24 protein-coding genes are annotated in these 24,660 nt (G+C 67.4%); 10 read left to right on the forward strand and 14 right to left on the reverse strand.

Translation table 11 applies throughout. The features are described from left to right. Nucleotides 1-9: 9 nt before the first annotated feature. On the reverse strand, nucleotides 10-444 hold the full coding sequence (locus ACFWBU_RS08870) for a hypothetical protein (protein WP_169619157.1): 435 nt from the start codon (nucleotides 442-444) through the stop codon (nucleotides 10-12). A 290-nt stretch (nucleotides 445-734) separates the two neighbouring features. Between ACFWBU_RS08870 and ACFWBU_RS08875 the strand changes: the two genes are divergently transcribed. Next, nucleotides 735-2,132 (forward strand): FAD-dependent oxidoreductase, encoded by a 1,398-nt coding sequence (locus ACFWBU_RS08875; RefSeq protein WP_169651357.1) that lies wholly within the window; start codon nucleotides 735-737, stop codon nucleotides 2,130-2,132. A 188-nt stretch (nucleotides 2,133-2,320) separates the two neighbouring features. Next, the gene (locus ACFWBU_RS08880) at nucleotides 2,321-3,397 is read left to right on the forward strand and encodes an alkene reductase (protein WP_169619154.1); all 1,077 of its coding nucleotides are present in this window, start codon (nucleotides 2,321-2,323) and stop codon (nucleotides 3,395-3,397) included. 51 nt (nucleotides 3,398-3,448) lie between these two features. Here the strand turns inward: ACFWBU_RS08880 and ACFWBU_RS08885 are convergent, their stop codons facing one another. The 7 genes from ACFWBU_RS08885 to purT all read right to left on the reverse strand — a co-directional run bounded on the left by ACFWBU_RS08885 (nucleotide 3,449) and on the right by purT (nucleotide 9,579). Beyond that, nucleotides 3,449-4,504: an ABC transporter substrate-binding protein gene (locus ACFWBU_RS08885; RefSeq protein ID WP_378528057.1), complete on the reverse strand. Its 1,056-nt coding sequence runs from the start codon at nucleotides 4,502-4,504 to the stop codon at nucleotides 3,449-3,451. A gap of 40 nt (nucleotides 4,505-4,544) precedes the next feature. Continuing rightward, on the reverse strand, nucleotides 4,545-5,291 hold the full coding sequence (locus ACFWBU_RS08890) for an ABC transporter permease (protein ID WP_169651359.1): 747 nt from the start codon (nucleotides 5,289-5,291) through the stop codon (nucleotides 4,545-4,547). Beyond that, entirely contained in the window at nucleotides 5,288-6,058 is a 771-nt protein-coding gene (locus ACFWBU_RS08895; RefSeq protein WP_346765272.1) for an ABC transporter permease subunit, read from the reverse strand. Before ACFWBU_RS08895 ends, ACFWBU_RS08890 begins: the two co-directional genes overlap by 4 nt. Next, entirely contained in the window at nucleotides 6,055-6,891 is an 837-nt protein-coding gene (locus ACFWBU_RS08900) for an ABC transporter ATP-binding protein (RefSeq protein ID WP_378528058.1), read from the reverse strand. Before ACFWBU_RS08900 ends, ACFWBU_RS08895 begins: the two co-directional genes overlap by 4 nt. A gap of 8 nt (nucleotides 6,892-6,899) precedes the next feature. Further along, entirely contained in the window at nucleotides 6,900-7,730 is an 831-nt protein-coding gene (locus tag ACFWBU_RS08905) for a TauD/TfdA family dioxygenase (protein WP_378528059.1), read from the reverse strand. A 164-nt stretch (nucleotides 7,731-7,894) separates the two neighbouring features. Further along, nucleotides 7,895-8,377: a DUF456 domain-containing protein gene (locus ACFWBU_RS08910; RefSeq protein ID WP_378528060.1), complete on the reverse strand. Its 483-nt coding sequence runs from the start codon at nucleotides 8,375-8,377 to the stop codon at nucleotides 7,895-7,897. After that, entirely contained in the window at nucleotides 8,374-9,579 is a 1,206-nt protein-coding gene (gene purT / locus ACFWBU_RS08915) for a formate-dependent phosphoribosylglycinamide formyltransferase (RefSeq protein WP_169619142.1), read from the reverse strand. The genes ACFWBU_RS08910 and purT overlap by 4 nt, the downstream gene beginning before the upstream one ends. 45 nt (nucleotides 9,580-9,624) lie before the next feature. On the opposite strand from purT, the gene ACFWBU_RS08920 reads away from it, so the two are divergent. The 3 genes from ACFWBU_RS08920 (at nucleotide 9,625) to ACFWBU_RS08930 (ending at nucleotide 14,235) form a co-directional block, all read left to right on the forward strand. Further along, nucleotides 9,625-12,393, forward strand: a complete 2,769-nt coding sequence (locus tag ACFWBU_RS08920; protein ID WP_169619140.1) for a vitamin B12-dependent ribonucleotide reductase — start codon at nucleotides 9,625-9,627, stop codon at nucleotides 12,391-12,393. A gap of 125 nt (nucleotides 12,394-12,518) precedes the next feature. Then, on the forward strand, nucleotides 12,519-12,854 hold the full coding sequence (locus ACFWBU_RS08925; RefSeq protein ID WP_378528061.1) for a hypothetical protein: 336 nt from the start codon (nucleotides 12,519-12,521) through the stop codon (nucleotides 12,852-12,854). Beyond that, nucleotides 12,763-14,235, forward strand: coding sequence for an MFS transporter (locus tag ACFWBU_RS08930; RefSeq protein WP_378528091.1), 1,473 nt, complete (start codon nucleotides 12,763-12,765; stop codon nucleotides 14,233-14,235). Before ACFWBU_RS08925 ends, ACFWBU_RS08930 begins: the two co-directional genes overlap by 92 nt. A gap of 224 nt (nucleotides 14,236-14,459) precedes the next feature. Here ACFWBU_RS08930 and ACFWBU_RS08935 read toward each other — a convergent pair whose 3' ends face one another. Further along, nucleotides 14,460-14,834, reverse strand: a complete 375-nt coding sequence (locus tag ACFWBU_RS08935) for a VOC family protein (RefSeq protein WP_378528062.1) — start codon at nucleotides 14,832-14,834, stop codon at nucleotides 14,460-14,462. A 113-nt stretch (nucleotides 14,835-14,947) separates the two neighbouring features. Between ACFWBU_RS08935 and ACFWBU_RS08940 the strand changes: the two genes are divergently transcribed. Beyond that, entirely contained in the window at nucleotides 14,948-15,331 is a 384-nt protein-coding gene (locus tag ACFWBU_RS08940; protein WP_169619134.1) for a nuclear transport factor 2 family protein, read from the forward strand. 94 nt (nucleotides 15,332-15,425) lie between these two features. Continuing rightward, nucleotides 15,426-16,523 carry a CaiB/BaiF CoA transferase family protein gene (locus ACFWBU_RS08945; protein ID WP_378528063.1) on the forward strand — a complete coding sequence of 366 codons (1,098 nt, stop codon included), beginning with the start codon at nucleotides 15,426-15,428 and terminating at the stop codon, nucleotides 16,521-16,523. Nucleotides 16,524-16,587: 64 nt separating this feature from the next. On the opposite strand, the gene ACFWBU_RS08950 is transcribed toward ACFWBU_RS08945, so the two are convergent. Further along, nucleotides 16,588-18,036 carry a PLP-dependent aminotransferase family protein gene (locus tag ACFWBU_RS08950; protein WP_378528064.1) on the reverse strand — a complete coding sequence of 483 codons (1,449 nt, stop codon included), beginning with the start codon at nucleotides 18,034-18,036 and terminating at the stop codon, nucleotides 16,588-16,590. Between the two features lie 177 nt (nucleotides 18,037-18,213). Here ACFWBU_RS08950 and ACFWBU_RS08955 point away from each other — a divergent pair, with 177 nt between their 5' ends. Both ACFWBU_RS08955 and ACFWBU_RS08960 read left to right on the forward strand, forming a co-directional pair. After that, the gene (locus tag ACFWBU_RS08955; RefSeq protein WP_169619129.1) at nucleotides 18,214-18,732 is read left to right on the forward strand and encodes a hypothetical protein; all 519 of its coding nucleotides are present in this window, start codon (nucleotides 18,214-18,216) and stop codon (nucleotides 18,730-18,732) included. Beyond that, on the forward strand, nucleotides 18,729-19,352 hold the full coding sequence (locus tag ACFWBU_RS08960; protein WP_378528065.1) for an RES domain-containing protein: 624 nt from the start codon (nucleotides 18,729-18,731) through the stop codon (nucleotides 19,350-19,352). The genes ACFWBU_RS08955 and ACFWBU_RS08960 overlap by 4 nt, the downstream gene beginning before the upstream one ends. A 114-nt stretch (nucleotides 19,353-19,466) precedes the next feature. Here the strand turns inward: ACFWBU_RS08960 and ACFWBU_RS08965 are convergent, their stop codons facing one another. Continuing rightward, entirely contained in the window at nucleotides 19,467-20,756 is a 1,290-nt protein-coding gene (locus tag ACFWBU_RS08965) for an adenylosuccinate synthase (protein ID WP_169619125.1), read from the reverse strand. Between the two features lie 260 nt (nucleotides 20,757-21,016). Between ACFWBU_RS08965 and ACFWBU_RS08970 the strand changes: the two genes are divergently transcribed. After that, complete coding sequence (locus tag ACFWBU_RS08970) at nucleotides 21,017-21,682, forward strand: hypothetical protein (protein WP_206036418.1); 666 nt, start codon at nucleotides 21,017-21,019, stop codon at nucleotides 21,680-21,682. Nucleotides 21,683-21,692: 10 nt separating this feature from the next. Here the strand turns inward: ACFWBU_RS08970 and ACFWBU_RS08975 are convergent, their stop codons facing one another. From ACFWBU_RS08975 to ACFWBU_RS08985, 3 genes are all read right to left on the reverse strand, one after another. Then, nucleotides 21,693-23,108: a DUF2252 domain-containing protein gene (locus ACFWBU_RS08975; RefSeq protein WP_378528066.1), complete on the reverse strand. Its 1,416-nt coding sequence runs from the start codon at nucleotides 23,106-23,108 to the stop codon at nucleotides 21,693-21,695. A 27-nt stretch (nucleotides 23,109-23,135) separates the two neighbouring features. Next, nucleotides 23,136-23,690 (reverse strand): potassium channel family protein, encoded by a 555-nt coding sequence (locus ACFWBU_RS08980; protein ID WP_296550608.1) that lies wholly within the window; start codon nucleotides 23,688-23,690, stop codon nucleotides 23,136-23,138. Nucleotides 23,691-23,752: 62 nt separating this feature from the next. Continuing rightward, complete coding sequence (locus tag ACFWBU_RS08985; protein WP_240951851.1) at nucleotides 23,753-24,586, reverse strand: class II glutamine amidotransferase; 834 nt, start codon at nucleotides 24,584-24,586, stop codon at nucleotides 23,753-23,755. Nucleotides 24,587-24,660 lie beyond the last annotated feature (74 nt).

Here is a 24,660-nt window from a genome sequence, read left to right on the forward strand (position 1 = left end):
GGGAGGCTGTCAGAACTCGCAGACCCGCCACACCGAGTCGACCTGGACGACCTGCCAGGTCTCGATCCGGGACTCACCGTCGACGGTCGCGCGGACGTCGACCGTCGCGCGGTCACCTTCCACGGCGACGTCCTGGGTCGCCTGCAACTCCACAGTGCCCTCGACGTCGGAGAGCGGCGCCTCCGCCTCCGGCAGCTCTTCACAGCGCAGACGCGCGAGAATGTCCCGGTCGTTCTCGTTGTGAGCCCTGACGTAGTCCGCCACCGTGCGATCGATCCGTTCGTCCACGCTCAGCTCGTCCTGCGCGGGCGAGAGCAGTTGCGCACCCATCACGGCCAGAATGAGCAGCACGACAACCAGCAGTGCCCCCATGAACGGCCAGGGTGTACCGCTGGCGGGTTCGTCGGCCGAGGGATCGGGATCGGGTGCTTGACGCTGTGCCATATGGGCGATCCTATCCCCGACCAGGTCGGAGCCGGTCACGGCGCATTTGCCGAATAAACCCTCTCGAGGTAGGAATTGTGACGTGGCCACTACTCAGCTCGTTCGACGCCTCGCCGTCGACCTGTGTCGCATGAGTGCCCACATGTGTTGTCGCTGAAGCGATTCTCTCGACGGTTCTCTCATTCTTCTCACACCGTCCTTCCCCGCGCCCTGCGCCCCGCCCGCTGAGGGCAGCCTTAATTTAAGCTGGGTATGTCCGTCCGCTCACCGAAGAGGTAGTTGATCCCCTGATGACCGATCAGACTCGTCCCCTTCGCGTCGCGATCGTCGGTGCCGGTCCCGCCGGTATCTACGCCGCCGATGCGCTCATGAAGTCCGACACCGCGCAGGATCCGGGAGTCAGCATCGACCTGTTCGAACGGATGCCTGCACCGTTCGGTCTGATCCGCTACGGAGTCGCGCCGGACCACCCGCGCATCAAGGGCATCGTCACGGCCCTGCACAAGGTGCTCGACAAGCCGAACATCCGGCTTCTCGGCAACCTCGACTACGGGACCGACTTCACGCTCGACGACCTGAACCGCTTCTACGACGCGGTGATCTTCTCGACCGGTGCCAACGCCGACCGCGCGCTGAACATCCCCGGCATCGACCTCGACGGCAGTTACGGCGCCGCCGACTTCGTGTCCTGGTACGACGGCCATCCGGACGTGCCGCGCGAGTGGCCGCTCGAGGCCGAGAAGGTCGCCGTCCTCGGCGTCGGAAACGTCGCGCTCGACGTTGCGCGTGTGCTCGCCAAGACGGGCGACGAACTGCTGCCGACCGAGATCCCGCCGAACGTCTACGAGGGCCTCAAGAACAACAAGGCCGTCGAGGTGCACGTCTTCGGGCGTCGCGGTCCGGCCCAGGCCAAGTTCACGCCCCTCGAACTGCGCGAACTCGATCACTCCCCGACCATCGAAGTGATCGTGGACCCGGAGGACATCGACTACGACCAGGGCTCCGAGCAGGCGCGCCGCGCGTCCAAGCAGGTCGACATGGTCGCCAACACGCTGCAGGACTGGGCGATCCGCGACGTGGGCAACCGTCCGCACAAGTTGTTCCTCCACTTCTTCGAGTCTCCGCACGAGATCCTCGGGGAGGACGGCAAGGTCGTGGGCCTGCGTACCGAGCGCACCGAACTCGACGGCACCGGCAACGTTCGCGGGACCGGCAAGTACCGCGATTGGGACGTCCAGGCCGTCTACCGCGCCGTCGGTTACCTGTCGCAGAACATCGCTCAGCTGCCGTTCGACGAGCAGGCGGGCACCGTGCCCAACGAAGCCGGTCGCGTCCTCGGCGACGAGTCCGTCGAGGGCCCGGAGCGGTTCATGCCGCACACCTACGTCACCGGCTGGATCAAGCGCGGCCCCGTCGGCCTGATCGGCCACACGAAGGGCGACGCGAACGAGACGGTCGCGAACCTGCTCGAGGATCGCTCGGCGGGCCGCCTGAACTCTCCCGAGGAGCCGTCCGAGGATGCCGTCGTGCAGTTCCTCGAAGGCAAGCAGCTGCCGTACACCACGTGGCAGGGCTGGTACCGGCTCGATGCGCACGAGCGCAGCCTCGGCGAAGCCGAAGGCCGTGAGCGCGTCAAGGTCGTCGAACGCGAGGACATGTTCCGCGCGTCGGAGCCGCACAAGGCCTGATCACCGGCCCATCTCCGCCCGGTGGACGCCTCGCGTCCCCCGGGCGGAGCCGTCTCTGCGCTGTCCTGCGGGGATGCGCACACGGAGCGACGGGACGACACCGAGGGGACCTCGGGTCCTGCGGTGACACTTTTCATAGCGGGCACCACATCGGGAATCCCGGCCCCGGAGATCCTGTTGCGCCACGAATGGATCTGTTCACACCAGTCACACTCGGCGACCTCCAACTCGGCAACCGCATCGTCATGGCTCCCCTGACCCGCCTGCGCGGCGGACCGGACGGGATTCCCGGCGACCTGATCGCCGAGCACTATCGGCAGCGGGCCGGCGTCGGCCTGATCATCGCCGAGGGAACCTACGTCAACTTCGAGTCGCAGGCGTTCGTCGGACAGCCGGGAATCGCCACCGACGAGCAGGCCGAGGGCTGGCGCCGGGTCGCGGACGCCGTACACGGACGCGGCGGCCGCATCGTGCTGCAGTTGATGCACGGCGGACGAGTGACCCACCCGGATGTGAACGGCGGACGGCGCGTCGTCGCCCCGAGCGCCGTCGCGATCGACGGTGAGGTGCACACCGCCAAGGGCAAGCAGCCGTACCCGGTACCGCACGCGCTCACGACCGACGAGGTGGCCGCTGCTGTCGCCGACATCGTCGCCGCAGCCCGGCGCTCGATCGACGCGGGGCTGGACGGTGTGGAGATCCACAGTGCCAACGGCTACCTGCTGCACGAGTTCCTGTCGCCGGCCTCGAACCGGCGCACCGACGAGTACGGCGGCTCGGTGGAGAACCGGATCCGTCTCGTCGTCGAGGCGGTCACGGCCGTGGCGGACGCCGTCGGTGCGGGCCGGGTCGGACTGCGTATCTCCCCCGAACACAACATCCAGGACGCGCTCGAGACCGACCGCGAAGATGTGCGCGCTGTCTACGGCGCCCTCGTCGACCGGTTGCGTCCCGTCGGCCTGGCGTATCTGTCGGTCCTGCACCAGGAACCTGCCGGTGAACTGGTGCAGGAACTGCGTGCACGCTTCGGTGGGAAGGTGATCGCCAACAGCGGCTTCGCGTCCCCGACCACGCGTGAGGAAGCCGTTCGCCTCATCGAAGAAGCCCATGCCGACGCGGTGGCCGTCGGTCGCGCGGTGCTCGCCAACCCCGATCTCGTCGAACGGTGGCGGGGCGAACACCGCGAGAACGACTTGCGCCCGGAACTGTTCTACGGACCAGGCGCCGAGGGATATACGGATTACCCTCGCCTGCAAGAGGTGTGACCCCGGCGTCGTCGTGACGTTCCGGTGGGTGCCGGCGGAGGCACGCTGCTCTCATGAAGGCGGACGTGCCTCCGCCAGCACACCGAGGTCGACGAAGGAGGCCGGCGCGGGCAGGTTCTCGTACCCGCCCGATGCCAGCGCTTGCCACATGGGCCCCTCCATTGCGGCGACGTCCATCGCGAACAGGCCGCTCGGGCTTTCGATCAGGGGAACCTGGAGTTCCGCCTGCCGGGTCTGCTGCGCCATCTCCAGTCCGAGGTCGACGCCGTACTTGTCCACCGCCAATGCCGCTGCGGCGTGCGGGTCGGCAAGGTAGTCGTCCCAGCCGCGCATCGTGGCACGCATGAACCGCACCAGCCTGTCGCGATTCTCCGCAAGGGCGGTGCGGTCCACGAACACGACATCGGCGTATTGCGCCGAACCGAGATCGGCGAACGTGACCACCTCGTAGCCGTCGCCTCGTCGCAAGCCGTATTGCTGTTCGAGTGTGATCGGCTGGTTGGTGACGAAGCAGGTGTAGCAGTCGCCCTGGCCCTCGACGAGCGGGCTCGGATCGAAGCCGACCGGAGTGAAGTCGTAGACCGGGTCGAGACCCGCGCCGACGAGCACCGCGTCGAGGGTGGTCTGCATGCCTTCCTGACCGAGGATGCGCGCGCTCGCGAGTTCGCGCGGGGTGCGGATCGGTCGTGCGGACAACGACAGCAGTCCGGCGGGTGAGACCTGGAACTGGGCGCCGAGCGCCACGAAATCGTTGCCCTGCCCGATCGCGGTGTACAGGTCGGGTGCGCCGGCCGCGATACCGATGTCCGCCGATCCCGCGGCGACCGCCTGCATCGGCGTGGGGGCGTTCGGGCCACCGCCCTGGAATTCGACGGTGAGTCCTTCCTCGGCGTAATAACCTTTGTCCTCGGCGACGTAGTACCCACCGAACTCGGTGTTGAGGATCCAGCCGAAAGCGACCCGGAGCGTGTCGGACTCCGCACCGGATTCGCCGGAACCACACGCACCGAGAGTGCCGGCCGCGGCGATTCCCAGAGCCCCGGCCGCGGTTCCCCGCAGAAAAGTGCGCCGGCTCAGGCTCGGACCGGTGAAGGGGCGTGCGGGCATGGAGCCTCCTGGTGATGATCGGTGAGAAAGCAGTGGGTGGTCAGGTCAAGCGCGCGGCGGCACGATCCGCGACCGCACGTGCCGCGAAGAAAAGGCCGGTGGACACAGCGGTCGCGACCACCGCCACACCCCAGGCCTGCTGGTTCTGGCTGTAGGTGATCGAGGTGGAGAACATCTTTCCGAGGCCCCCGGCGCCCATGAGGTACTGGCCGAGCAGGACGGCCAGGACCGCGGTGGGGGCGCTGACCCGCAGAGCGACGAGGAACCCGGGCAGGGCATGGGGCAGCAGAAGTCTCCTCAGCCGCACTCCCCTGCCCGCTCCGAGCACCGTGTAGACGTCTCCGAGTGACGCAGGCGGGGCGGCGAGCCGGGCGCCGACGAAAACGAACGCGGGCAGGAAACAGATGATGGCGGTGACCACGAACACCGTGGTCTGCCCGTACCCGAGCACCCGCGCGAGCACCGGGATCATCGCCACGACGGGAACGGAGTTGAGCAGCAACGCCATCGGGGTCAGCACTCCCGCGACGATCCGGGAGGACCATACGAGCACCGCGCACACGCCGCCGGCCGTCAAGCCCGCGGCCAGTCCGCCCAGCGACAGCGCGAGGGTCGGAACGAGCGCGGTCACGTACTCGTGTCGCTCGCGGACGATCGCGACGAGAACGTCCTGGGGGTACGGCATGACGATCTGGTTGAAGTCGTTGACGGCGACCACCGCCCACCACCCGCCGAGCAGCGCGAGCAGCACCCAGTACCGCGTGACGGCGCCGCGCACGACAGTCATGAGAATCTCCGATGCACGGGCACGGCGAGCAGACGGACCAGCAGGTACGCGGTCAGGGACAGCACCACGCATCCGGCGGCGGCGGACCACAGCAGCGGGATCTGATAGTTGTTCATCGCGCTGACCAGCAGCACACCGAGCCCCTTCGGGGCGCCGAACCACTCCCCGAGAACAGCCCCGAGGACGGCCGAAGTCACCGCGAGGCCCGCCGCGTCCGTGACGAGCGGCACCGTGTGCGGGAGTTGCAGGAAACGAAGACGCGACCAACGCGACGATCCGAGCGCCGTATGCACGTCGGACTGCGCCGCCGGTGCCGACGCCAGCCCCGCCGACGTGGCAACGAAGACGGCGAAGCCCGCGCCCATCGCTGCGACGACGGTCGGAGCGGTCGTGCGCCCGACCGTGGTCACCAGCAGGGGCGCGATCGCGATGAGAGGTATCGCGTGCACGATCGTCGCCAGCCGGTCGAGTCCCGGTGCGGTCCATCGGGCCACGACGGTGACGCATGCGAGCGCTCCGCCCACGACGGTGCCCAGCGCGAATCCCCACAGCGCCGAGGTGGCGGTCGCACCGAATGCCCGTGTCAAGGTGGCCTGCACGGCGTCGTTGCCGGCGACGTACGTGACGACCTCCGTCAACGGGGGCCAGTTCTTCCCGAAGACCTGCGCCCTGCCCACCACCTCGAACATCGCGAGCAACAGGGCGGCGCCGAGAATGTTCGACGCGAAATGCGGGATGGTGACGGGTCGCGGAAGAACCGCGGTCACGTCGCGGGCCCGTCGAGCAAGCCGGTGAGCCGGTCGACGATGCTGTGGAATCTCGGGTCGCGGGTGATCTCCGCCGATCGCGGCCGGGGCAGCGCCACGTTCTCGATGTGCCGCACCCGGCCCGGCCGGCCGGTGAGCACGACGATCCGGTCCGCGAGCAGCACCGCCTCGTCGACGTCGTGTGTCACCAGCACGGTCGTCGACCCCGCGTCGGCCCAGATCCGGGCGAGTTCGAAGTTCATGCGCCGGCGGGTCACCGCATCGAGCGCGCCGAAGGGTTCGTCGAGCAGCAGAACGTCCGGTTCGAGTGCGAGCGCCCGCGCGATGGCCACACGCTGCCGCATGCCACCGGACAGTTGTCGCGGTCGTGCTTTCTCGAAGCCCGACAACCCCACGAGTTCGACGAGTTCTTCGACGCGACCGGAGTCGACCGTCCGCCCGGCGATGCGGAAGGGCAGCGCGATGTTGTGCCACACATCCGACCACGGCATCAGGGCGTGTTCCTGGAACGCGACGCCGAGCCGGCGCGAGGCCACCAGGTCGGCGGGTCCGCCTCCCTCGATGCGGACCGTTCCCGCCGTGGGTTCCTCGAGGCCCGCGAGCAGGCGCAGCACGGTGGACTTGCCACAACCGGACGGGCCGAGAAGCGCGACGAACTCGCCACGAGCGACGGTCAGATCGAACGAGTCGACGGCGGTCAGTTCGCCGCGTCGGCGGCCGAGCGGATACGCCTTCGCGACACCCTTCATGTCGATGGCCGGAACGTGCTCCTCGCCGGCGGGTCCGGTCGCGGCCCCTGCGGCGGGCGCTCCCCGGGACAGGACGGTATTCATCGCGCGGCTCAGCCGGTCAGTCCGGCGAGGTCCGGCTCGACGATGTCGAGTTGCTGCACGGGCACGGCGACCGCATCGGTCGTCCACCCCCAGATCGAGTACAGCTCGCGCGCCGGATCGGTGTATCCGTCGCGGCCGTGGAGCAACCGGTAGTTGTCGACACAGATCATCTCGCCGGCTTCCGCCCGGAACATCGGCCCGGTGTCCCGCACATGCAGCACCGTGTCGTTCCAGCGCGCGAGCATGTCGGCGTCGGCGGGACGAGTCGAGCCCGGGACCGGCGCCAGGTAGGGGTGGTACCGCGCCTGTACGCGCCCGCTGGGCACGACCCGCACGATAGGCGCGTACGTACTCTGCGCGAAGTTAGGTTCCGAATGATCGATGTCGACGGTCCGGCAGAACTCCGCGAGGTCGGCGGTCGCGGGATCGGCGGCGAGTAGTTCGGTGAGCTTCCACGCGTCGACGAGGAACGAGTCACCGCCGGATTCGGCGGGCCGCTTGCACCACAGGAACAGGTGGTCCGGCGCGTAGTCCCCGAACGCGAATCCGTCGTTGTGTGCGGTCATCCGTTCGCCCGGTTTTCCGAACGAGCGCTTTCGTCCTCGCTCGTCGACGGGCTGAGCGTCGACGACGGCAGCTTCCCGCTGATGGTTGCGCATGCTCGCCTCGAACTGCCGACCGAGCCGGATGCGCTTGTCTCCCAGCACTTCCGCCGCAAAAGCCAGGGCATCTTCCTCGGTGTGCAGTCCGCGGGCAACCGCGGCACCGCGGGAGGAGATGGCTGCGCGTGCCTCCTGCGGGGTGTCTATCCGCTCGGGAACCACACTGGCTTCTGTCAATCGTGACGTGAACATCCCACCTCCGGGTGGCAGCGAGTGACGGCCGGTGGTTCGACGCTGAACCGATCGTTGGGGACGACGTTAGGCCGCCGCGCATTTCAACGGCGTAACCAATCGGATCGGGTGGGTAAACAACGACGGCGCTGCCGGCCGGTCGACCGGAGCTACCAGAACACCACCGCACCGAGCCACGCGCCGGCTGCGATCAGGGCGCCGAACAGTTCCACCAGGATCGACAGGCCCGCCGCCTTGGTAGCGGCCACCGTGGACCGCCACGCCCCCGCATGTGTGCGATGGCGCTGGATCTCCGAGACGTACATGCCGAGAAGGAATCCGAGCACGAGGCCGATCACGGGCACGACGAAGAACCCGACGATCCCGACCAGACCACCGATGATCAGCGACCGGTTCGGCACACCCGCCTGCTGGAGTCGCTTTCCGGGCCAGGTGTATTTGACGATCGCGGTGACCACGAGGGCCAGTGCGGCGATCGCGAACACCGTCCATGCCGCCGCGCCCCCGGTGACCACCGACCACACCGCGATCGCTCCGAAGATGAGCAGCGTGCCCGGCAGGATCGGGAGCACGATACCGAGCAGCCCGACACAGATGACGAGGCCGACGAGGACCTCCGCGCCGGTGCTCACAGTGCGATCGGGTGCACGCGTGACGCGGCATCGGTCGCGCGGGCACGGGCGGTCGCGACGTCCGTCGCGGTCGACACGGCCACACCCATCCGGCGGCGACGGTACGACTCGGGCTTGCCGAACAGGCGCAGGTCCGTTTCGGGGACGCGCAGAGCGTCGGCCACACCGTCGAAGGCGATCCCGGGGGCGTCGACCCCTCCGTAGATCACGGCGGATGCGCCGGGGGTGATCATGGCCGTGTCGACCGGCAACCCGAGGATCGCGCGTGCGTGTAGCTCGAATTCCGAGTAGCGCTGGGTGCGCAGGGTGACCAGGCCCGTGTCGTGCGGGCGCGGGCTGACCTCGGAGAAGTACACGTCATCACCCTTGACGAACAGTTCCACGCCGAACACGCCGCGACCACCGAGCGCACCCGTGACCGCACCGGCGACCTCCCGGGCGCGGGCGAGCGCGGTCGGGCTCATAGGTTGCGGCTGCCAGGATTCGACGTAGTCACCGTCTTGCTGCAGATGCCCGATCGGATCGCAGAAATACGTCTCGACCTCGCCCGACTCGCCGATGGCGCGCACGGTGAGCTGAGTGATCTCGTAATCGAAGTCGACGAAGCCCTCCACGATGACGGTGCCGTGGTTGATGCGGCCCCCGGCCAGTGCGTGATCCCACGCGGCGGACAGGTCGGCGGCGGAACGCACCGTCGACTGGCCCTTCCCCGACGAGGACATCACGGGTTTGACGACGCACGGAAAACCGACCTGCTCGGCCGCGGCGCGGACCTCGTCGAGCGACTGCGCGAACCGGTAGGGAGAGGTGGGCAGACCCAGATCCTCGGCCGCGAGGCGGCGAATCCCCTCGCGGTTCATGGTGAGCTGCGTGGCGCGGGCGGTGGGGATGACCTCGGCGAGCCCGCGTTCTTCGACCACGGCCAGCGCGTCGGTGGCGATGGCTTCGATCTCCGGCACGACCAGATGCGGACGCTCTGCCTCGATGATCGCCAGGAGCGCGTCGGGGTCTCCCATGTCGACGGTATGAGCACGATGCGCAACCTGATGACCTGGGGCGTTGGAGTAGCGATCGACGGCGATGACCTCCACGCCGAGTCGCTGCAGGGCGATGATCACCTCCTTGCCGAGTTCGCCGGAGCCGAGCAGAAGAACACGGGTGGCAGTCGGAGACAGCGGAGTACCGAGACGCGGTGAGACCATGGTGGGACTATATGTGGCATCGATCGCCGTCCCTGGAGGAAAGCGATGTGCAGTGCAGTGCCTCACAGCAGCGCCCGGCAGTCGCCTGCCGGCTCTCCCACCGACGCGCGCGCCGATACCCGGTTCTTCACACGGGCGGGCGTCGATCCGGCCGACGAAGTGGACTGGCAGCGCCGCGACGCGCGCATCGTCCACCACGGCACCGGCAAGGTGGTGTTCGAGCAGACCGGAGTCGAGTTTCCGGCGTTCTGGTCGCAGAACGCCACCGACATCGTCACCCAGAAGTATTTCCGGGGACAGATCGGCACCGACCAGCGTGAACACTCCTTGCGCGACGTCGTGGCCCGGATCGTCGACACCGTCACGGCGTGGGGTAGGGCCGACGGGCACCTCGACGATCCGGAGGCGTTCGCGGCCGAACTGACCTTCCTGTTGCTCCACCAGCGGGCGTCGTTCAACAGCCCCGTGTGGTTCAACATCGGTGTGCCGGACAAACCGCAGCAGGCGAGCGCGTGTTTCATCCTCTCGGTCGACGACAGCATCGATTCGATTCTGGAGTGGTACCGGCAGGAAGCGCTGATCTTCAAGGGCGGGTCGGGCGCGGGGGTGAATCTGTCGCACATCCGGTCGTCCGCCGAACCTCTCACCGGCGGAGGCAGGGCGTCGGGACCGGTGAGCTTCATGCGCGGCGCCGACGCCTCCGCGGGCACCATCAGGTCGGGCGGAAAAACCCGCCGAGCCGCGAAGATGGTGATCCTCGACGTGAGCCATCCCGATATCGAGGAATTCATCGACTGCAAGGCGATCGAGGAGCGCAAGGCACGGGTCCTCGCCGAGGCGGGGTTCGACATGAGTCTCGACGGCGCCGACACCTATTCGGTCCAGTATCAGAACGCCAACAACTCTGTGCGGGTGACCGACGAGTTCATGCGCGCCGTGGTGGACGACGCCGAGTGGCCGCTGCGTGCGGTCCGCACCGGCGAGGTGGTGCGGACCGTCCGAGCCCGCGACCTGCTGCAACGCATCGCCGCCGCGACCTGGGAATGCGCCGACCCGGGGATGCAGTACGACTCGACCATCAACGCCTGGCACACCGCGCCGGCGACGGGCCGGATCAATGCCTCGAACCCGTGCTCGGAGTACATGCACCTCGACGATTCGGCCTGCAACCTCGCGAGCCTCAATCTGCTGACCTTCCTTCGCGAGGACGGTGTGTTCGACGTCGACGGATTCCGGCACGCCGTCGCGGTGATGCTCACCGCGCAGGAGATCCTCGTGGGCCGCGCCGACTACCCCACCGACAGGATCGGGGAGACGTCACGGCGCTTCCGGCAACTGGGGCTCGGATACGCGAACCTCGGTGCGCTGCTGATGGCCTCGGGTATCCCCTACGACAGCGATGCGGGCCGTGCGTGGGCCGCATCCGTCACCGCGCTGATGACGGGAGCCGCCTACGAGGTCTCCGCGCAGCTCGCGCAGCGCCTCGGACCGTTCGACGGTTTCGCCGAGAATCGCGAGCCGATGCTCGGGGTGCTCGCCAAACACCGGGGCGCGCTCGACGACATCGACGCCGACCTCGCGGCACCGGAGGTTCTCACCGCGGCACGCGAGTCGTGGGACCGTGCGGTGGCCGACGGCGCCGCACACGGTGTGCGCAACAGCCAGGTGTCGGTGCTCGCCCCGACCGGCACGATCGGCTTGGCGATGGATTGCGACACCACCGGAATCGAACCGGATCTCGCACTCGTCAAGACGAAGAAGCTCGTCGGCGGAGGGTCGCTCTCGATCGTCAATCGCACTGTGCCGCGGGCACTGTCACGCCTCGGATACGATCCGGCGCGGGTCGCGGACATCGTGGCCTATCTCGATCTCGAGCACACCCTGGAGGGCGCGCCGCACGTGCGTGACGAACACCGGCCGGTGTTCGCGACGTCCATGGGCGACAACGTGATCGCGCCGCGCGGCCATGTCGGGATGATGGCGGCGGTGCAACCGTTCCTGTCGGGGGCGATTTCGAAAACGGTCAATCTTCCGGAATCCGCGACGGTGGAAGACATCTCCGACCTGTACGTCGACGCGTGGCGGCTCGGCCTCAAGGCGCTCGCGATCTACCGCGACAACTGCAAACTCGGTCAGCCGCTGTCGGCGACCTCCCGGTCGGGGCGCCGTGACGGGGCCGCCACGCCGCTCCCGGCGCCTCGCCGGGAACGGATGCCGCGCACCCGGCGTTCGCGCACGTTCGAATTCCGCGTGGCCGATTGCAAGGGGTTCGTCACCGTGGGCGAGTACGGCGACGGCAGACCCGGCGAGATGTTCCTGCGGGTGTCGAAGCAGGGCTCCACTCTTGCCGGAATCATGGACGCGTTCTCGATGTCGGTCAGTTACGGCCTGCAGTACGGGGTTCCGCTGCGCACGTTCGTGCGGGCGTTCACGAGCACCCGCTTCGAGCCGGCCGGGATCACGGACGATCCCGACCTGCGGATCGCCACGTCGATCCTCGATTACATCTTCCGGCGGCTCGCGGTGGACTACCTCGATCTCGACGAACGCACCGAACTCGGGATCCTGACGAGCGCGGAGCGCACCGTCCCGGACACCCCGACCCTCACGTCGTACACGGGCACAACCACAGCGGCCACGACGGCCGCGATCACGACGGATACTCCCGACACTCCTCCGGCACCCGGCGGCCTCACTGCACCCTCTCCGGGGAATCCGGACGCGCCGTACTGCATGCAATGCGGAGTGCGTATGCAACGTGCCGGATCGTGCCACGCCTGCCCGTCGTGCGGGAGCACCAGCGGTTGCAGTTGACGGCTGCCCCATACCGATGCGATGACCCTGGGCGCGGCCAGGCGGACGTGCTGACCTCCAACGGATCCAGACTCGAACATCTACTCTTGCTGCCTTCCTGCGGAAGACCAAATCGACAAGACCTCGTGGCACCCCGATTCCGAGCAATCAACGTCCCGATCGACGCAGCCCCCCTAGAAGTTGCGGTCTTCCAGCCGAACAGCGAGGCTGCATCCGAGCGGTGGTACCGGTTGCTCGCGAAGCAGCAGTACAACGCGATCAGCGCGAACTCGGAGGAGTACTCCATGACGATGGACGTCTCCTTCGACGACAGGCAGTCCCGCAGGATCAAGCTCCGGAAGATCAACGCGAAGAAGCGAAACCCGCATCCTGACGTCGAGCCGATCGTCGGCATCGACGGACTCCAGTGGCGGGCACACCCCATCCTGTGGAGCGGCCCGAGACTCCAGCAGTCCTCATGACCGATGGCCCCGACGGCCAGCCGGTCAAGGTCGCAGTTCGCAAGAAGGTGGCGGCCGGAGCGCACCTCCCGACCAGCTCAGGCGTGGACACGAAGGAAAGGGCACTCCGGAAGGCATGACCAGCCCGCTCCGTAATCGAGACTTCCGATACCTCTGGCTAGCACTCTCATCCTCGCTGCTCGCAGCGGGCGTGTGGGTCATCGCGTTACCCCTGTTTACACTCCACCTCGGATACGGCCCGGCTACCGTCGGCATCGTCGTCGGCTGCGGACTCATCGGCACTCTGGCGAGCCTGCTCTTCGGCGGCGCCCTTCTCGACAGGCACCCCAAACGGACGATTCTCGCCTGGTCAGCCTTCATCCCCGGGACTGTGCTCCTGGCCATCTGCCTATGGGCAGAGGCCGCCACCATCCCGTGGTACGCCTTGGCCGCAACAGCGGCGATCGTCGGCGCCTGCGACGGCGTATACGGGCCGGCAAACGAATCCCTCCTGCCAGAAATCGTCGAAAAGGAGCACCTCCACGTCGGCAACAGCCTCCAAGCCTTAGTGGAGTCCCTGCTGCTGAAAGCCTTCGGACCAGCGATCGGAGGCGCGACAATCGCTCTGGCCGGCCCCGCCCCTGCTCTCGCAGTCGTGGGCGTCTTGTTCCTGGTCACGGCGGCGTTCTCTCGACAAATCGTGCCGGCCTACGAACCGCCCGCACCCGACCGGTCGGCCGGCTGGGCATCGGTGTTTCAGGACATCGGCGACGGCTTCCAGTACGTGGCCCAGACAAAATGGATATGGACGGCAGTGCTGTGGTCCGCACTAGCGCTCCTTCTGCAGGCAGGCCCACGATCCGTCGCACTACCCGTCGTATTCGGTGAGGGATCAGCAGGGGCATACGCCCTCATCATGGTCGGCTACGGAATCGCCAGCGCCGTAGGGTCACTGGTCTCGTCGTTCGCGATCCGCCCCGACAACCGATTCGGAACCCTCTTCGCCGCGTGGAGCCTCGGGTCCCTTCCCCTCATCGCCATCGCCTTCCACCCGACAGTCGCAGTGGCGGCGGTCGCGATGGTCCTCGTCGGCCTCTTCAACGCCTACGGAAACGTCCTCTGGCAAACCCTGATGCAACAAGGCGTGCCCGACGACCTGCGGGGAAGAGTGACCAGTGTCGATTGGTTCGGCAGCATCTCTCTCATGCCCATCTCCACAGTGGTGACAGGGCTGTTCATCGACCACGGAATCGTCAGGCTCCTCTTCCTCCTCGCGGGCACCGTCCCCGTGGTTCTCGCCTTCATCGCGTACGCCATCATCGCCAAGGACAGCTCCGCAAACTCCGATCGAACATCCACCGATCCAGCAGAGAACCCGCCGTTGGATCGCACTTCCGGATGAACCGCTGCTTCGCAGCAGGGATGGCGAAGCCGGAGAACCACCTTGCGCACCCGTACGTCGACATCGCGCCCAGTTCGCCGATCCGGTGCACGGTACGGAAGCGGCGATGGTCGCCCTGATCGTCGGCGAGATCGGCGGATTCACGGTGCTGCTCGCCGGATTCGTACGGGGTGCTTTCCTCGCCGGGTGAGCCCCGGGCGCCGAGCGGACCGGGCGCGCGCCGGTCAGGACTGCATGAGCGAGAGCACGTTTCCGTGCGGATCACGGAACCAGGCGACCCGTGCGCCGTCCGGCGCGGTCCACGCATCGTGCTCGTCTTGATCCATCCCGTTGTAGCGCGTGAAGTCGACGCCCTTGTCTCGGAGTCGGTCGACGGTGGCATCGAGGTCGGGTACCCGCCAGCCCAGCGCGGTGTAGCCCGTCTCCTCCCGCGACTGCACGAGCGTGATCCGCACGGGCGCTCCGCCGCCCCCATCGATCACCAGCACGAACGCATCGCGACCGAGCTTCCTGAATTTCAGGGTGTCGACGTAGAACATCTCCGAGACGTCGAGGTCCGTGCTCGGTACGAAGCTCACAAGTTGTCCTGTGATCAACATGTCTTCCACTGTGCCCGGCACCTCCCGTCCGGGCGGCCGATTCGGCGGATTCGCCTCCCGGGTCGGGCCTGGGAACGATGCCGACCTCCGGGCCGGAACGCTAGGCTTCGATCATGAGCACCTCCGAGATCGCTACCGTTCTGGCCTGGCACGAGGCCGTCAACAGCAACGACATCGACACGCTCCTCGAGTTGTCGAGCGACGACATCGTCCTTCCCACCGACGACGACGACGCCGATCAGGGCCTCGACGAACTGCGCGAATGGGCAACGAACTCCGGCGTCACTCTCGAGCCCGGACGGATGTTCGTCCACGAGGGCATCGTGGTCGTCGAAGAACGGTCGACGTGGGGTGCGGAAGCCACGGGCGCGCCGCTCGACGAGGCGATCGCCTTCCGGGTGGTCGACGACAAAGTCGTGATGGTGGTGCGGCACAACAGTCTCGCGGACGCATTCGAGGCGACCGGACTGACCGAGGCCGACCTGTACCAAGCGTGAGCCGCAGCACCGTGACCACGCTCATATTCCCGAGCGATCGCTAAGGTACTGTCCCGGTCGGAGAGTTCCTACGCATCGGAGTGAGGTTCGACGAGTGTCCGCTGAAGCTGTTGAGAAGAAGGGCCCGCTCGCGGGTATCCGCGTCGTGGAGTTCAAGGGACTCGGCCCCGGACCGCATGCGGCAACCCTGCTCGCCGACCTCGGCGCGGACGTCGTCATCGTGCAGCGTCCCGGCGAGATCCCGCCCGCGGGCCACCGCGACCCGATCCAGCGCAACCGTCGCGTCGTCGAGGCGAACCTCAAGGACCCGGCGGACATCGAGAAGGTGCTTGCACTGCTCGAGCGCGCCGACGTGCTGATCGAGGGCTTCCGTCCGGGCGTCACCGAACGTCTCGGCCTCGGACCGGACGTGGTGCTCGAGCGCAATCCCCGGATCGTGTACGGCCGCATGACCGGCTGGGGACAGGACGGTCCTCTCGCCAACGCCGCCGGCCACGACATCAACTACATCTCGCTGACCGGTGTGCTCCACGCGATCGGCCGCGAGGGCGAGCGGCCCGTCCCGCCGCTCAACATGGTCGGCGACTTCGGCGGCGGTTCGATGTTCCTCGTTTTCGGCATTCTCGCGGCGCTGGTCGAACGTCAGACATCCGGTCGCGGCCAGGTCGTCGACACGGCGATGGTCGACGGTGCCCTCGCCCTGTCGCACATGATGTGGTCGTTCCGCGGCAACGGCCTGTGGTCCGACGAGCGCGGTGTGAACATGCTCGACACCGGTGCACACTTCTACGAGGTGTACGAGACCTCGGACGGCAAGTACATGGCCGTCGGTGCGATCGAACCGCAGTTCTACGCGCTCCTGCTGAAGGGTCTCGAACTCGATCCGGCCGATCTGCCGCATCAGCTCGACAAGTCCTCGTGGCCGGAGATGAAGAAGGTGCTCGCGGAGAAGTTCCTCAGCAGGACCCGCGACGAGTGGTCCGAGGTGTTCCTCGGTACCGATGCGTGCGTGACGCCGGTCCTCACTTTCGCGGAGGCGCCGCAGAACGCGCATCTCGCCGCACGGGGATCGCTGATCGAGGTCGACGGTGTCGTCCAGCACGCGCCCGCCCCGCGCTTCTCGCGTACGCCGTCGGGTGAGCCCGCAGCGCCGGCCGGCGAGGCGACCGATATCGACACGCTCTGGGTCTGACTCTTTCAGAGCTCGACCGCTGCCCCGACGGATCTTCCGGCGGGGCAGCGGCTTTCGTGGTCTCTCAGACGACGATCCTGGTCTCGTCTATGGGCGATCCCGCGGTGACGGCGCTGTAGGCCGCGGCGACCGAGGCGATTCCACGCCGCAGGGTGTCAGGCTCCTGGGTGTAGGGCAGCCGCACGAATCGTTCGAACGCACCCTGCACTCCGAATCTGGGACCGGCGGCGAGGAGCACCCCGTGGCTCGGTCCTGTCGCGGCGAGAGCCGTCGAGACCGGTTCGGGCATCCTCGCCCACAACGACATGCCGCCCTGCCCGAGGGTGTATCTCCACGCCGGTAACCGGTCCGCGAGCGCGGCGACGAGTGCGGCGCGGCGCTCCCGCAACACGCGTCGGCGGGCATCGAGCAGATCCTCGACGTCCGACAGCAGGTGCGCGGCGGCAAGTTGTTCCATGACCGGCGTGCCGAGGTCCACTGCCATACGCGCTCCGGTGAGACGCACGATCAGGTCCCGGTCGGCACGGATCCACCCCACTCGCAGCCCGCCCCACAACGACTTGCCGGTCGACCCGACGGTGACGACCTGCCCTCCGAACGAGGTCGCGGCGACGGGCGGCGGTGGCGAGGCGTCCAGCCACAAGTCCACCATCGTCTCGTCCACGACGAGCGTCACCCGCGCGTCACGCATGATGCGGGTCAGTTCTGCTCGCCCGTCCGCGTCGAGACACAGCCCGGTCGGATTGTGGAAGTCCGGCACCAGGAACGCGGTGCGCGCGCCGGTCTGGCGGGCGGCACCGGCAAGTCCGTCGAGATCCCAGCCGCCGGCGGGTCCGTCTTCCGGTCGCACCGGGACCGGCACCGGACGGGTGCCGTGACGACGGATCGCTTCAAGGGCATTCGGATAGGTGGGGTGGTCGACGATCACCCGGTCGCCGGGATCGGTGAGGACGCCGAGCAGCAATCGCATCGCGTGCTGCGCACCGGAAGTCACCATGATCTGATCGGGCGTGGTGGGCAGCCCACGATCCCGGTACCGGCGGGCGATCACGTCGCGCAGCGCCATGACGCCCACGGGTTCCATGCCGTGGGAGCCCAGATACGAGGACATCGACCCCAGTGCCGCGCTGTACGCCGCTTCGATGGCGGCCGCCGGGGCCGCGAGCGACGCGTTGCGGAGGTCGATCGCCTCACCGAGCACCGGCACCGACGCCGGGACCGTGGTTCGTTCGGCAGGCATCGCCACCGTGCTGCGCGCTCCCTGCCGACTGCGGAGGTACCCCGCATCGCGCAGCGCGGTGTACGCGGCGGTGACAGTGGTGCGGCTCAGCGACAGGGCCGACGCGAGTTCGCGTTCGCTGGGCAGCGCAACCCCGAGCGGTACCCGACCGTCGTGCACGAGGAGGCGGATGCCGTCGGCCAGCGCACGGTATGCCGGCCTGCGGTCCCCGGCGTCCTGCCAGTTGCCCAGATCCCGGACAAGCGAACCGGCCCCTATCGCACGCGTGATCACCGGTCCAGTATCGCCGAAAGTGGACCGATCGAGTCAGGCCGGTCGGTGAGGCAGGCCCGCAGGAGACGAACCTCAGCGACTGGGGTGGAATGAGAACACCCATCTTCCGTTCGTTGACACGGTTGACGCAGAAGATGACGCTGGGGTTGACACGGTTGACGACCAGGAGGCTTTCGCATGGTTACCCTCGCCGAGCAACAACGTGAGCTCATGGACGAGCTCACCCGCCGCGTCCAGGACACTTTCGACCGCGCACGCGAAGCCCACGTCTCCCCCGCTGCCTTTGCAGACGTCAAGTCGATCGCTCGCGCGATGACTGCAGCACTTCCCCACGTCTACGACCAGCTCATCGGCCCGTTTTACGACACCGCGGGGCTGACACAGTGGTGGGGTGTGAGCCGCCAAGCCGTCAACAAGGCTGTAGCCACGGGCAGTGTGATCGCCTGCCAACTCGACGGCGGCGGGTGGGTCTACCCCACCTGGCAGTTCACCGACACAGGAACGGTGCACCCACACCTGCTCACTCTGTGGAGGACCCTGCGCGACGCTGCCGACCCGTGGACCTGCGCAGTCTGGCTTCGCAGCCCCCAGCCCGAGCTCGATGACCGCACTGCAGCCGACTGGATCGTCGACGGTCATCCCCTGGACGCGGCACTGGAGCTGGCCCGCGCCGACGCGCAGCGGTGGGCCGCGTGAGCAGTCGTGACACTGTCGCTCTGGGGCCGCCGACCCGGCCGCTGCGCAACTTCCCCGCCTGCGAACTCACCGTGGGGCAGTCGCTGCACCGCGGGCACCGCGCCGGGAACGGCCCTTGGTGGTTCTCCTCCGACGGCGGCGGCCGCTTCGATCTGACCCCGCCACGCGGTACCTGCTACCTCGCGTACGACGAGCTCACCGCGATCCGGGAGACCGTCGGCCAGGCGCTGGCGGCAACCGGGATCATCAGCGACGAATTCGCCGCCGAACGCCAGCTCTCCACCCTGACCGTGCCACACAACCATCGGCTCGCCGACACCTGCGCGGACACGGCGGCGGACTTCGGTTCAACCACGGAACTTGTCACCATGACCCCATACGCGGTGCCTCAGGAGTGGGCGGCGAAGTTCGCCGCCACCACCTTCGCCGGGCTGCAGTATCAAACCCGGTTCACCACCGGGCCGAACCCCAACGCGGTCAGCCTGTTCGGGAACGCGGGAGAGGCCGACTGGCCGACCGATCCGAGTCCCGACCCGTTCGTGGCCGCTGCGCGACGGTATGACTTCACGGTTGCCAGCCCGCCGCGGTCGGTGCGCATCGTCGCGCCACCGACGACCTGATCCTGTTCCGCACCACATGGTGGCCGCTGCACACCGACGCTTGCGAGCCGCACGTCCGCCGAGGGACCGTCGAGGCTCAGCCGCGCAACCGGTTTCAGTGCGGCGCGGCCTGTGTCAGCGAATGACGTCGCGGCGCACGATCGTCTCGTCGCGGCCGGGACCGACACCGATGCACGAGATGAACGCTCCGGAAAGCTCTTCGAGACGCAGCACGTAATCCTGAGCGTTCTTCGGAAGCTCTTCGAAGGTGCGGGCGTGGGAGATGTCCTCCCACCAACCGGGCATCTCTTCGTAGATCGGCTTGGCGTGGTGGACGTCGGTCTGCGTCATCGGCATCTCGTCGACACGGACCCCGTCGACGTCGTAGCCGACGCAGATCGGCACGGTGTCGAGCCCGGACAGCACGTCGAGCTTGGTGAGGAAGTAGTCGGTGATGCCGTTCACGCGGGTGGCGTAACGGGCGATCACGGCGTCGAACCACCCGGTGCGGCGCGCGCGACCGGTGGTCACCCCCACCTCGCCGCCCTTCTTCGCCAGGTACTCACCGTGGTGGTCGAACAGTTCGGTCGGGAACGGGCCCGAACCGACACGCGTGGTGTACGCCTTGAGGATGCCCAGCACCGTCGTGATCTTCGTCGGTCCGATGCCCGATCCGACTGCCGCGCCACCCGCGGTGGGGTTGGACGACGTCACGTACGGATAGGTGCCGTGGTCCACGTCGAGCAACGTGCCCTGCGAGCCCTCGAGCAGAACCGTCTCACCGCGGTCGAGTGCCTTGTTGAGCTCGAGGCGGGTGTCGGTGATGCGGTGCTTGAATCCCTCGGCCTGGGTGAGGACTTCTTCGACGACCTGCTCGGGATCGAGCGCCTTGCGGTTGTAGATCTTGACGAGCACCTGGTTCTTGAACTCGAGCGCCGCCTCGACCTTCTGAGTGAAGATCTTCTCGTCGAGAACATCGGCGACGCGCACCCCGACGCGGGCCAATTTGTCCTGGTAGCAGGGGCCGATTCCGCGCCCGGTGGTGCCGATCTTGCTCTTGCCGAGGAAGCGCTCGGTGACTTTGTCGATCGCCACGTGGTACGGCATGATCAGGTGCGCGTCGGCCGAGAGCAGCAGGCGGGACGTATCGACGTCGCGCTCTTCGAGGCCGGCGAGTTCGGTGAGCAGCACGCCCGGATCCACGACGACACCGTTGCCGATGACGTTGGTGACGCCCGGGGTCAGGATGCCCGAGGGGATCAGGTGCAGAGCGAACTTGTCGCCGTTGGGCAGCACCACGGTGTGCCCGGCGTTGTTTCCGCCCTGGTAGCGCACGACCCACTGCAGACGTCCGCCGAACAGGTCCGTAGCTTTGCCCTTGCCCTCGTCGCCCCATTGGGCTCCGATCAGGACGATTGCCGGCATGTCGCGCTCTCCTCAGACAGGTGTTACGTGCGGGCGGTCTCGCCTGCAGGGTCCTGCCCTGGAACCGGACAGCAGCCGGGACCACAGTGTAGTCCACCCTGCCACGGCCTCCGGCTCCGGCACCGGTATCGGCACGATCCGGGTGGCAGCTGCAGGAGGACTCGCGGCACCGCCGCGCGTCCCACCCCCGCCCGGCGCCTTCCGATTAGAGTGAACCGAAGCCTGCAACCGTACGAACCCGACATTCGCGAGGAGTTCTGTTGACCCCGGTAGTGTTCAGATGTGGCGAGGTACCCCTGCCGCTGACTCTCACCCCGGAGACGACGCTGTCCGCTCCCGCGCTTCCGGAGAAGGACGATTTCGAGGATGTCCTCGCCCAAGCGGACTCGGTGGACAACCCCCGGCTGATCGTCGTCGGAGACGATGCCGCATTCGCCGCGACATTGACCCGGCTGATGCGCCTCGATCGGCTCGACGACATCGAACTCGCGTACGTACCCGAGTCGCGCACTCCGGCCACCGAGGCATACGGCCTGCGCAGCGGCTCGAAAGCGGCCACCATCGCATTGCGCGGTGAGGCGAAGCCGATTCCGCTGATCCGGGACGACGCCGGCATCGCGCTCGTCGGCCGGGCGCTCGTGTGTGGCGACGAGTCCGGTCTCGTCGGGGAGGCCTACGTCGACGACACCCGCCTGTTCTCCGGCACGGTGCCCGGTATCCGGGTCGAGCCCACACCGGCGATGCCGGGACTGCGCGCCGCAATCGACCGGCCGCGCTGGTTCGGCGGTTACAAGTGGCTGACGGGACGGGCGATGCAACTGGGTTCGCCCGCCGCGACCGTCACCCGCGACGGGGTCGCGAATCCCCGCCCGCTCAAACGCTCCACCTTCTACCGGCACGACAAGAACTGGCTCCTGGTGCGCTGAGCCGTCGCGCTCACATACCGGTGCGCGCGGCGATTCGACCCGAGTCGATCGCGGCGACCAGCTCCTGGTGATCGCGGACGTTCCTCTCCGCATAGGTCTTCGCGAACCCCGCAATCGCTTCGTCGAATTCGTTGCCCGATCCCAGATAGGACGCGATCGCGATGCGGTCTCCCCCGCGCGCGTGGCCGTACGCGAGGACGCGGGCGCACAGCCGCCCGTACAGCTCCATACCCCTCGGCGTCATCGCCTCCACCACCGCGGACCCCTTGCCGTCGCGCAACTGCCGGACGTAGAAGTCACGCCGGACACCGTCGACTCCGGGACCCTGCTGCCATCCGAGAAAGATGTCACTCGCGGCCTGCATGAGCCGTTGGCCGTGCACCACCCGCTCACCTTCGTTCTCGTACTGCGGCCCGTCGACGTACCCGGCAAGTACGGACCGCTGCGCTTCCTTGGCCTGCAGCACCAGCGGATCGTCGTCCCTCCCCCGCATCAGGACGATCCATGCCCGGGTGCCCACGCTGCCGACACCGACGACTTTCCGCGCGGCCTGGACGAATTCGAACTGCGCGAGCAGGGTGCGGCGATCGGATTGGAGTGTGGAGGCGTATTCGCGCAGTCGCCGATGCAGTTCGTCGTAGAGCTGCGTGGCATCGGCATCGGCGAACACTTCTTCGATCGGCACGATCAGAGGTGGCCGGCTGGTGATCGTGCGGCGCCCGTCCACGACGGAGGTCAGTTTTCCGGCCGCGTGCACGCTGTCGCTGTGTACCGACTTCTCGAGCAACTTCCGAACACGTTTTTTCATGGACGAATCGAGTTCGTCGCGGAGTTCGACCAGTTCCGTGGTCGGCTGGATCCGCGAGTACCAGACCGCGAGGTTCCCCCGCTCGGCCTGCTCGAGCATCGTTTCCCGATACTCGGACGCGCAGGCAGTGGTGATGCGCCGCCGCTGCCTCCGGGTGAAGTCGTTGTCCTTCGCTGCGATCGCGAGACTGGCCGCGAGTCGTTTGACATCCCATTCGAACGGCCCGGGGTAGGTCTCGTCGAAGTCGTTGACGTCGAACGCCAATTTCCGTTCGGGCGTGGCGAAGATGCCGAAATTGGACAGGTGCGCGTCGCCGCAGAGTTGGGTGATCAGCCCGCTCGACGGGGTCCGCGACAGATCGTCCGCCATGACGAGCGCGGCACCGCGGTAGAACGCGAACGGCGACGACGCCATGCGACCGTGCCGGATGGGGACCAACTGGGGCACCCTGGTCTCGGCTTGCGCCAAGAGCAGATCGATCGGGGAACGGCCGGGATCGGCGCCGCATTCGGCGAGCGAGTCGAGGGGCGTCGAGCGTCGTGCGTGCTTCCCCTTGGCTCTCCGTGCTCGGGGATCGAGAGACACCTGGGTGTGCGTCGGAATGTCGGGTTCGGCCACGATTTCCATTCCTTTCGGGTGGCGGTCCTACCCACCCGGGGAAGTGCCGGGAGGGTTCTGACGCTGCTGCCGACGCCACTGCACCACGCCGGTCAGCACGCGGATCCCGACGGCAAGGAACACCAGATTGGCGACGATCTGGAGGGATACGACCGCTCTCGTCGAATCGGTGGTGGCCACGATGTCGCCGAATCCGACCGTGGCGAACACGGTGAGACAGAAATAGAGTGCGTCGACCCGCGAGAGCACCTCACTGAATCCCTGCGCGTTCGCAGCGGACAGCAGGTAGTAGAACGCGGCGTAACCGACCAGGTACAACGCAACAGTGGCAGCGGCCGCTTCGACGGCCTGCACCGCCGGGTAGTGCGACGCCAGTACCTTCTTGACCTGCCAGACCGCCACCGTACCCACCGCGAGAACCCCCACGACCAGGAGGAACACCGCCCCCAGGTCCCCGATACCGTCGAGCGGTGCGAGGAAGTAGACGGTCAGCAGCACAACGGCTGTCAGCAACGGCCGCACACCGGCCGACCACAACAACCTGCGGGTGGACCGGCCTCCGGTCGGTAGCGGGCCGCTCACGCGCCGCCTCCGACCCCGGTGTCACGGGTTGCCGACGCGGACACGATGTCGCCCCGCGCTGTCTACGTCGCACCCAGTGGAACGAACGGAACGATGTCGTCGCGGCCTTCGCGGACGATCGCCGCGGAACCTTCGGGCATTTCGTTCCATGCACCCGGCAAGTCCCGTATAGGTTCGGACACAACCAATCTCGCCGTCATACCGAAACGCTGGAGTGCCTCGACCTCCGGATGCAGCGAGCGCAATCGCGAGATCTCGGTGGAGTAGAACAGCGAACGTGTTTTTCCTTCGCTCGAGTAGCGGAACGCCCACACCGTGACGCCGTCCGTGGTGGCGGCGCTCATCTGCACCGGAGCGTCGATGCCGTATTGCCGGGCGAGGTGCTCGACCAGGCCCACTGCCCGCCCCACCGCGCCGAGGGGGTCTTCCCGGAGGCCGAACGTCAAGGCCAGAAAGAAGAGCACTTCCGAGTCGGTGGACCCTTCGATGTACGGGTAGAGATCCGGTTCGATGGCGAACACCAGATCCCGTTTCATCCGCTCGAATCCTTCGATGCATCCGTTGTGCATCCACAGCCAGTTCTCGTGCCGGAAGGGGTGGCTGTTGCTCCGCTGGACGGCGCTCCCGGTCGACGCCCGGATATGGGCGAACAGCAGGTGGGTGCTCACCTGCGACGCGACTTCACGAAGATTCTCGTCGTTCCACGCCGGATCGATGCCCTTGAACACCGCGGGCGTTTCGCCCAGGCCGTACCAGCCGACACCGAAACCGTCACCGTTGGTGGTTGTGGCGCCGAGATGCGAGTGCAGGCTCTGATCGATCAGCGAATGCTCCGGCTTGAACAACAAATCCTCGGCGAGAATCGGATCGCCGGAGTAGGCCATCCATCTACACATCACACCAGTGTCGCACCGGGAGTCCGCCTGTACGAGGTGATCGCGGCAGATCGGGCGGCGGCGCCGCGGGCCAG

Origin of the sequence: Rhodococcus sp. NPDC060084 (assembly GCF_042730335.1) — a bacterium.
GTDB lineage: Bacteria > Actinomycetota > Actinomycetes > Mycobacteriales > Mycobacteriaceae > Rhodococcus.